Here is a 650-nt window from a genome sequence, read left to right on the forward strand (position 1 = left end):
CATCCCGGCCGAGTGGCAGGCGAGGCAGTTGTTGTTGACCACCTCCGCCCCCGGCCCGTCCGGAAAGATCCTGTCGGAGGTCGGCATCTCGATGGATTGCGAGGTGAAGCGCATCGGCTCGGGTGCAGGCGCCGCGAGCGCCACCAGAGGGGACATGCCGAGCGCGGCGATCAGGACCGCTGGGTGGATCAGGTTCATGGCTGTTCTCCTCAAACGGCCTGGAAGGACACGGTCTCGATGCCGTTCTGCATGAAGCCGGCCCCGTTCCAAATCCGATCCAGCCCCTGCGCGACGCCGTCGGTGTTGGTGCAGCGGACCTTCACCGTGTGGGCGCCGGCGGCGAGCGCCGGCAGGCTGCCCTCGAAACGGCGGAAGCTGTAGGGCCCTTCGTCCGTGCCGAGCTGTGCCGGGGACCAGGTTGCCCCGCCGTCTCCAGAGAACTCGACCGCCTTCACCCCGCAATCGCCGCCGAAGGCGATGCCGCGTACGGCCACCGGCGTGCCGGCCGTCACCTTGGCGCCGTCCTCCAGGTTGGTGACGAACGAGCGCGGCACCATCTTGTTGATCGGCACCGTCTTGAAGCCGGTCTGGCCGGGCTTGATGTTGGCGCCCGGAACGTCCGGGATGCGGTAGGCGGTCTTCATCCAGTA

Annotated in this window: 1 protein-coding gene and 1 pseudogene; both read right to left on the reverse strand. The window is 68.0% G+C overall.

Features of this window, described 5'->3' with window-relative positions; all coding sequences use genetic code 11:
- Positions 1 to 198 (reverse strand): annotated as a pseudogene (locus MKK63_RS11925) (cytochrome c); the annotation flags it as partial.
- A gap of 11 nt (positions 199 to 209) precedes the next feature.
- Positions 210 to 650, reverse strand: a 441-nt coding sequence (locus MKK63_RS11930) for an Ig-like domain-containing protein (RefSeq protein ID WP_244001901.1), incomplete at its 5' end; no start/stop codon positions are given.

Origin of the sequence: Methylobacterium sp. J-088 (assembly GCF_022829295.1) — a bacterium.
Taxonomy (GTDB): Bacteria; Pseudomonadota; Alphaproteobacteria; order Rhizobiales; family Beijerinckiaceae; genus Methylobacterium.